Origin of the sequence: Pseudomonas sp. NPDC088414 (assembly GCF_044753325.1) — a bacterium.
GTDB lineage: Bacteria > Pseudomonadota > Gammaproteobacteria > Pseudomonadales > Pseudomonadaceae > Aquipseudomonas.
Genome location: NZ_JBIVMY010000001.1, coordinates 146,985 through 155,653, shown reverse-complemented (window position 1 = coordinate 155,653; position 8,669 = coordinate 146,985). Strand labels below are relative to the sequence as shown.

Annotated in this window: 6 protein-coding genes; all 6 read right to left on the bottom strand. The window is 61.5% G+C overall.

Annotated features, from left to right (window positions below; translation table 11 throughout):
- Positions 1-163: 163 nt before the first annotated feature.
- Positions 164-2,806, bottom strand: a complete 2,643-nt coding sequence (locus ACIP8I_RS00635; protein WP_400757939.1) for a TonB-dependent receptor — start codon at positions 2,804-2,806, stop codon at positions 164-166.
- A gap of 117 nt (positions 2,807-2,923) precedes the next feature.
- On the bottom strand, positions 2,924-3,427 hold the full coding sequence (locus ACIP8I_RS00630) for an RES family NAD+ phosphorylase (RefSeq protein ID WP_400757938.1): 504 nt from the start codon (positions 3,425-3,427) through the stop codon (positions 2,924-2,926).
- Positions 3,424-3,900 carry an antitoxin Xre/MbcA/ParS toxin-binding domain-containing protein gene (locus ACIP8I_RS00625; RefSeq protein WP_400757936.1) on the bottom strand — a complete coding sequence of 159 codons (477 nt, stop codon included), beginning with the start codon at positions 3,898-3,900 and terminating at the stop codon, positions 3,424-3,426. The genes ACIP8I_RS00630 and ACIP8I_RS00625 overlap by 4 nt, the downstream gene beginning before the upstream one ends.
- Positions 3,901-4,169: 269 nt before the next feature.
- Positions 4,170-7,091, bottom strand: a complete 2,922-nt coding sequence (locus tag ACIP8I_RS00620; RefSeq protein WP_400757935.1) for a TonB-dependent receptor domain-containing protein — start codon at positions 7,089-7,091, stop codon at positions 4,170-4,172.
- Positions 7,092-7,181: 90 nt separating this feature from the next.
- The gene (locus ACIP8I_RS00615; RefSeq protein ID WP_400757933.1) at positions 7,182-8,129 is read right to left on the bottom strand and encodes a FecR domain-containing protein; all 948 of its coding nucleotides are present in this window, start codon (positions 8,127-8,129) and stop codon (positions 7,182-7,184) included.
- Positions 8,126-8,635, bottom strand: coding sequence for a sigma-70 family RNA polymerase sigma factor (locus ACIP8I_RS00610; RefSeq protein WP_367084338.1), 510 nt, complete (start codon positions 8,633-8,635; stop codon positions 8,126-8,128). The genes ACIP8I_RS00615 and ACIP8I_RS00610 overlap by 4 nt, the downstream gene beginning before the upstream one ends.
- Between the last annotated feature and the right edge of the window lie 34 nt (positions 8,636-8,669).

Here is an 8,669-nt window from a genome sequence, read left to right as displayed (position 1 = left end):
GGGGGGGGGGTTTTGGCCCTTCTTATAACAAACCCCCCCCCCCCCCCCCCCTAACAACCTGGGCGGCCGCGGCGGGGGGGGGGGTTTTTTTTTTTTTTTTTTAAAAAAAAAAACCCCCCCCCCCCCCCGGCCCGAGCCTTCGGCAGCTCCTACACTGGTCGGGTCAGAACTTGTAATTGACCCGCGTGTACAGCGTTCGCCCGAACGGGTCGCCGTACTTCGGGTCGTAGCCGCTCTGGAAGGTGTAGGTCTGGTTGCTGAACGGTGGCTCGCGGTCGAACAGGTTTTTCGCGCCGAGGGTCACGCTGAGGGTTTTACGCCAGGTGTAGGTGCCGGCCAGGTCCCAGACGTTGTAGGAGCCAACGTAATCGTGGGTCTCGCGGTCGGAGTCGTGGTAACCGCTGGTGTAGCGGTTGGTCAGCGCCACGCCGTAGGGGCCGTAGTTCCAGCTGCCGGTCAGGCTGTGGCGCCAGCGAGCCACGGCACCGGCCGAGGAAAAGTCGCCGCCACGAAAATCGCCGAGCTTGTCGATGTAGTCGCCCTTGAGCTGCTGCTGGTATTCGTAACGGCTGACGTAGGTACCTTGCAGACCGATGCCGAAATTGCCGTACGGGGTGCTCGGCAAGCGGTAATCGAAGCTGACGTCGACACCATTGGTCTTGATCTTGCCGAGGTTGGCCAGGCCGGTAACGATGTGATCAATGGAGCCGTCCGGCTTGCGCACCAGGCGATCCGGGTACAGCTCCGGGTTCTCGAACACCGCTGACTCCGGGAATTCGGCGATCTGGTTGGCGATGTTGATCCACCAGAAATCCAGCCCGGTGCTCAGGCGCTCGAACGGCTGATAGACGAAACCGAGGGTGACGTTGCGCGCGGTTTCCGGACTGAGGTCCGTGTTGCCACCGGTGCGGCTGTAGAACTGTTGGGCGCAATCGCGGTTGGCGATCCCGCCGTTGCTCGGGTTGCCGCCGGCGCACAGCCGTGGATCGTTGTAGTTGGCGACAGTGAAGGTGGTGAAATTGGGGTTGTACAACTCGTACAACGACGGCGCGCGGAAGCCCTCGCTGTAGGCGCCACGCACCACCAGTTGCTTGAACGGCTGGAAGCGGAACGAGTATTTCGGGTTGGTGGTGCTGCCGAAGTCGCTGTACTTGTCGTGCCGCACGGCAGCGGACAATTCCAGGCTGTCGAGCACCGGCACGTTGACCTCGGCGTACTGCGCCGAGACGCTGCGATCCCCGGCAACGCTGGCATTCGGGTCGACGCCCAGGCTCTGCACGTCGGCGGCGAACTGCGCAAAGTCCTGATGGAAATCTTCCTTGCGGTATTCGCCACCCAGCGCCAGTGCCGACGGTCCGGCACCAAACCAGTCACCGATTTCGCGACTGACTCGTCCGTCAATCGCCTTGACCCGCCCGACCGCCGTCGAGTAATCGCCGTCCACCGCGTTGGCTGCCAGCAGCGCCTGCCCGGCGGCGGTTTGCGGGCCAAACGGGTTGATGATGCCGTTGGCAATACCGGCGCTGACGGCGCGGTCGTTGACGTAACCGGCCTCGATGGCATTGACCACCTTGTTCTGGTTGTACGACGCACCGACGTTGTAGTCCCAGCCGACGACGCTGCCATCGAAGCTCAACAGCAAACGCTGACCGGTGTTGTCGTCTTCGTGCTGGCGCGCGCCGACGGCGGTTTCGCGCCAGTTCACATCCACCGGTTGCGTCGGGTCGAGGGCGAAACCGTTGGGGCCGGGGGTAATGCCGTTGCCGGGATAAAACGCCGTGCCGGGATTGACCTGATTGCCCATCAAGGTGCCGGGGCCGATCTGCGTGCGGTTTTCGTTACGTGCCCAGAAGTATTCGAGGCTGACATTGTGATCGTCCGCAAGCTTGCCGGTGGCTTTGGCGAAAGCCGAGGTCTTCTCGGTTTCCGGAACCAGATCGAGATAGCTCCACAGGCTCTGACGGCAGATGCCATTGCGCGCCAGCAGGCCCGGCGCGTTGCAGCCGGAACCGGCCAGCGGATTGGTGGCGTTGCTGCCCTGACTCCAGTTGGCAGGCGATGCGGTGCCGGAGGTGTAATCGAGGCCGCGTCCGGGCTGATAGTTGTAGGTGTAACCGCGATCCTCGGCAGCCAGCCGCTGCTGCTTGTCATAACTGACCACGCCAAACACATTGAAGCGGTCATCCTGCAGATCGCCGAAGCCCCAGCTGCCGCTGAAATTGCGACTCTCACCACCGCCGGCATGGGTCGGTGTGTCGTAGTTGGTGCTCAGTTGACCTTCAGTCAGGTTGGTCTTGGTGATGAAGTTGATCACCCCGCCGATCGCATCGGTGCCGTACAGCGCCGAAGCACCGTCACGCAGCACCTCGACACGGTCGATGGCAGCGAACGGAATGGTGTTCAGGTCGACCCCGGAACCATTGATCGCGTTGGTCGCGTTGTTGCTCAGCCGCCGGCCGTTGAGCAGCACCAACGTCTTGTTCGGGCCGATACCACGCAGATCGGCATACGACGCCCCGCCGCTGCTCGAACCCACCGAACGACCGGAGCCGACCGATGACTGGTTGGCGGAAATCCGGCTCACCAGTTCTTCGGTGGTGCTCACGCCCTGCTCGCGCAGTTCTTCAACTCGCAGAATGGTGACCGGCACCGCGGTTTCCGCATCGACCCGGCGAATTGCCGTACCGGTGACTTCCACCCGTTGCAATTGGGTGGTCGGCTCGTCGGCAGCGACCGCCGGCAAGGTATTGATCGCCAGCAGCAAGGCCAGGCTCAAACGGGATCTAACGGGTGAAAAATGGATCATGAACAGCCATCCCTGCGTTTTGGTTTATGCAGGGATGTGCAATGGACAGCAGGGTTTTATAGAGCCCGATTTAGACCGTTGGGTGATGAGGTTATGCAAAAAAATGGCACGTGTGGATCAAGCCAGCTCCATCTCTCTCAGCAACCGGGTATCCAGCCCAAACCGCTCTTGGGAAACCATCCTGAACTGCCCCTCCGCCAAGTCGCAGCTCACCAGCAAATTCCACGAGTGCCGGGTTGCCGCCGAGGGGATCAGTACAAACGGATGCTCTGCCAATAACGCATCGGCGAACAGTTGTTGATTGGGTGAAGGCATGGCGGGGCTCAACCAGTAAGGGTTCGGCACATCCTCCGGCTGCACGATTTTCACTTTTGCTTCGCTGATGACCTCAAAACACGTGAGCACATAAGGTTCACTGTCCAGCGCATCAAAGCTGTGATGGGCTGCCACCTCCAGAATGGCCGAGGACGGATCGACTGATGCATAAACGACTCGCCGCCCGGGTTTGTTCCATCGGCCACCATTGAGATTTGACCCCATCCCGCTGTTCCACGTCCCTCCGTAAACCTCGGCGTCCAGCCGCCAGGCGTACCACTGCTCGTCCCAGGGCAAGGGATTCATGTGTAAACCCCGTATATCAGCTGCCCCAGATACTGCTCCACCATCTGAAACCCGAGTGAATGCCGGATAAACTCCACGGGGACGCGACCGTTCAGGTAGGTGCACGGTTTGCGCAGCCACTCCTCGGCCCGTGACTGCCTCCCGAAGGCGCAAATGGCCTTTTCCAGCACCAACGCATATTGGTAGGCGACGACGCTCTGCTGCGGGTCAAGCCGTACCGTTTTACCTTCCTTCAGTAATCGTCGTACGGTTCTGACCGACTTGCCGGTGATACGTTTGACCATATCGTCTTGCAGATAAAGTTCAGAGGTTGAAAGCATGTTGACGACATCATTCAGCTCAAAACCTTCGTCGGTCAGGTCAACGATCAGAAAGGCGTCGTCACCTATGTTCCGGCCATTTACGAGCAAGTCGACAGGTCGGCCCTCGGCCTTCTTCACCCCCGTCAATCGGGGTACCTTGACGCTGGGCATCGCGACATCCTCCATGGGGCATCTGGCACGATCGGTGCGCCACTGAAGGCGATGGGAATAAGCAGGCGTTTCGTATTCGAGGTGGGGAGTTCGCATAATCCATCCGTTATCAGAGGCCTGAGCGTCCAAGCCGTTTACGACTTCAATGTCATGTCCGATGCTATAGATCATGCTTCCGACGACCAACCTGAGAATGTCGTCGGAAATATCCCCGTTTCTGCGAAAAATTCTCCCCTTTCCGTAGGACGTTACTCACGCATACCGTGTGCTCAACTGCCGAAGTGATAACTCACATCCAGCCACCACTGCCGCCCGTACGGGTCATAGTTGCCGGTCGGGTAATACGGCCAGCCGGCCGAGTCATCGTGTTTGATCTGGTTGAGCACGTTGTTCACGGTCAGGCCGACACTGGCACGGTCGTTGAGCTTGTAGCGGGCGCTGGCGTTGAACACCGTCCATGGCGACAGACGCCCGTCACCCGCGCCGTTGGTCACGGAGCCGTAACGAATGCCCATCAGCGTCGCCGTGGCTTTCTGGTAATCCCAGGTCAGGCTGGCGTTGACCTTGCTGCGCCAGTCGTAATTGGTCCGCGATGTGCGCCAGTCCTGGGTCGGCGCCTCGTCCGACTCTTTATAGAAATGCGAAAGCACCAGGGTATAGCCCAGCGCCGAACTGAACGCGCCGTACTGGCCGGCGCCCCAGCGGATGTTGCTCTTGAAGTCCAGACCACTGACCCGCTCGCTGGCAGCGTTGATCGCATTGACCCGCACTCGCTGCAACTGATTGGGATCAATCGCGGCATTGCCCGGATTGCGGTCGATGCGCGCCAGGGTCGACTGGCAGTTGGCCGAGTTGATGTCCTGGGTGCCGTTGCGGCATTCGTTCTCTTGCTGCAACAGGCGGTTTTCGTCGACGGTGGTCAGCAGGTCGTCGATCTCGACCCGCCAGAAATCCGTGGAGAAATCGAAGTTGCGCGACGGCGACCAGACGAAACCATAGGTCCAGGATTTGCCGCGTTCGGACTCAAGATCCGGGGTGCCGCTCTGGGTGTAGTCGACCCGCCCGCGATCACACGCGCCCTGCACACCCTGGCTGCAACCGTAGTAGTCGATCTGCGCCGGGTAGTAACCGTTGCTGTCAGACTGGTAGATGTAATTCAGATCCGGCGCGCGGAAACTGGTGCCGTAACTGCCGCGCAGCAACAGGCTGGTGATCGGGCGCCACTCCAGGCCCAGGTTGTAGGTCTTCTGTTGCTCGCTGCGACCGCTGAATTTGTACTGATCCCAACGCCCGGCGGCGGTGGCCAGCACGGTGTCGGTGACCGGAATGCTGAACTCGCCACCCGCCGCGTAGCGCTTGCGCGAACCACCGGAGCTTTGCGCCGGGCTCATGCCATAAAAAGTGCCGTCATTCAGACCGTCATCCGGGTCGACGCGATACTCCTGCTTGCCCGCTTCCAGCACGCCGGCGAATCCGACCGGGCCGGCCGGCAGGTCAAACAGGTCGCCGTTGACCGAGGCGTTGTAGCTGGTCGAGACCGACTTGCTGCGCTGGGTCAGGTTGCTGCGAAACTGATCCCATTCCTGTGGCGTCAACGGGCGGTCGAGACGCGAGGCATCAGGTGCGAATACCGGGTAGCCGTCGCGTGTGCCCAATTGCGGGCCGAGGTAGAAATCCTGAATCGATGAAAGCGGCGTGTAGCGCGAGGTTCTGACGCTGCGATACTCGGAGCGGTTGGCCGCCAGATCGTAGCTCCAGCCGGTATCGGCGATCTTGTCCGAGAGACCGAGGGTGCCGGTCCACGACGTGTCGGTCCACTTGCTGTTGTTGCTGGTGCGCCCGCCGATTTCCTCTTCACCGTAACGCCGATACCAGCGTTCAAGATTGCCGCTGTTCTGGTTAATGAAATCCGGTGAAGTGAAGGTCGGGCCACGGGTGTTGTTCTGGATGTGATCGAGGCCATACATCAAGTCGGCAAACACCTGGCCGCTGTCGCTGAAGTGCCAGGTGCCGCGGGTGTAGCCGTCGTAGTTTTCCTTTTGCGTCTGGATCGTCCAGTAATCGTTGTACATCTGATCGGTGCGGCAACGACCCGCGTTGTTCAGCAACTTGTTGTCGAAGGTGCCTTGATAGGCGCCGCAACCTGGGCCGAGGTAGCGGTTGTTGCTCAGGTCGCGACGGTAACCGACATCCGCCAGCGGGCCGCTCTGCATGAAGCCGCGATCGTCGGCCCAGATCGGATCACGGTTGGTCAGCTCCAGGCCGAACAAGCCGTCGAAGTCGCCCCAACTGCCGCCGCCGCTGATTTGCAGTCGTTGATTATCGCCACCGCCACGCTCGCTGGTGCCGCCCTTGAGATTGACGTCGATGCCATTGATCTGCTTCTTGAGGATGATGTTGACCACCCCCGCAATCGCGTCCGAACCGTAGATCGCCGAGGCGCCGCTGCTGAGAATTTCGATGCGTTCGATGACCGCCGAGGGAATGTTCGCCAGGTTGGTGAAGTTGACCTTGCCGTCATAGGGCGTCGGGTAATCGGCGACACGCCGGCCGTTGATCAGCACCAGCGTGTGATTGGGGCCAAGGCCACGCAGGTTGATCGCACTGGCTGCCGGTTGCCAGGTGTTGCCGTAGTCCTCGCCTTGGGTCATGCCGGTGTTTTGCGTCTGCGTCGCCAAGGCGTCATAGACGTTCTTGTAGCCGCGCGCTTCCATCTCTTCGTGGGTGATGACGTTGACCGGGGTCGCGCCATCGCTCTGCGCTCGGGCAATTCGCGAGCCGGTGACGGTGACTTTTTCCATGCGGTAATCGGCACTGGTGACTGGGGCCACAGCGCTGACTTTGGCCGCCACCGGTGTGCTCGCCTCGCCTTCACGCACGCTCAGGCCCTGAGCGCTTTGCTCGACTTGCAGGCCGCTGCCGAGCAAGGCTTTTTCAACGGCCTGACGCCCGCCCAAGGCACCGCGCACCGCACTGCTGCGTTTGCCTTGCACCAGATTCTGGCTGAAGGAAATCGGTACGCCGGTCTGGCGTGAGATGTCCAGCAAGACCTCGTCGAGCGGGCCGCTGGCGATGTCGAAGGTGAACACTTGAACGGCGGAATCCGCAGCGAAAATCGCCTGCGGCGCCAACCCCATCGCCAATGCGGCGGCGAGGGTCAGGCGCGGTAATTGTTGTTTGAATGAAATCATCAAGGGCTTCCCTGTTGAAGGCGTCTGCAGGGAATGAGCAGCGGGCCGGCGCTTTTTATAGGGCGGCGATTAGGCCAAGAAGTTATGACGCTATAACCGCGCGCCGATGCTGACCCAATAGGGGTTGTGCCAGGTGACGCGGATCGGCAGCGAGCGCTCCAGCAGTTGCAGGGTGCGGTCGCTGTCATCGAGCGGATAGAGGCCGCTCAGGCGCAGATTGGCCACTTCGGGACTCAGGTGCAGAATGCCCCGGCGGTAGCGGCGCAGGCTGTCGATCACTTCGCTCAGTGGCCGGTCACGCACTTCCAGGCGACCTTGCAGCCAGGCGCTTTCCTGGCCGTTGCTGCGCTCCAGAGCCAGAATGTTCTGAGCGTTGAACAGCAGGCTCTCCCCCGCCTCCACCACTTGCCGGGCACCGCCGGCGGTGATCACTTCGACCTGCGAATGCAGCATCACCAGCCGCGTAGAATCGTCGCCCTGTTGCACCAGAAATTTCGTCCCCAGCGCACGCATTCGGCCGTGCTCGGTTTCAACCACGAACGGCCGCGCTGGATCCTTCGCCACTTCCACCAACAGCTCGCCGGTGCGCAACGCCAGCAAGCGTTGAACCGCATCGAATTGCGCCACCACCCGCGTCTGCGCATTCAGACTCAGCGCGCTGCCGTCCTCGAGAACGAAATCGCGCCGCTCGCCGGTGCCGGTCGCCAACTCCCCCGCTTCCGGCAGCCAGCCATAGCGGCGCCCGAGCAACCCGGCCAGCACAGCGATGCCGAGCACGCTCAAGCTGCCACTGACAAAGCGTCGCCGGCTCGACGGCGCATTCAGGCTGTGCAGCAGACTGCTGCGCGGCAGCCCGCGCAAGCTCGGATTGCGCAGCAGGTTCAGGCCGCCGCCCATTTGTTCGATGATCCGCTGATGACGCGGGTCAGCCGCGCGCCACGCTTCGAATGCCGCGCGCTCGCCAGCACTGGCTTCGCCCGATTGCAACAACGCCATCCACTGCGCCGCCTCATCGATCACCGCGTCGTCCGGCCTCATGCCTGCATCGCCTGATAGCAGCGCTTGAAGGCCTCGACCATGTATTGCTGCACCCGACTGGTGGAAACCCCGAGCCGTTCGCCGATTTCACTGTAGGTCAAACCGTCGAGTTGATGGTAGAGAAACGCGGCTTTGGCCTTGGCCGACAAGCCATTGAGCAAGCGATCGACTGCCAGCAGTGCTTCGATCACCAGCGCGCGTTCTTCCGGCGATGGATGCACCGGTTCCGGCGCCAGCGCCAGGCTTTCCAGATAGGCGCGCTCCAGGTCCTGGCGGCGCCAGCCTTCATAGACCAGGCGCCGGGCGATGGTGGTCAGCAGCGCCCGTGGCTCACGAATGGCGCTCGGGTCCGGCAGGGCCAGCACCCGTAAAAAGGTTTCCGAGGCGATGTCCTGTGCGCTGTGCGGGCAACCCAGCGTGCGGCCAACGGCAGCGCACAGCCAGCGATAGTCCTTTTGGAACATTTGCCCAATCAACCGGTAATGCGGGTTCTGAACATCCCCCATGCCTTGCTCCCTGAAACGGGTCCCACCCGCTGCG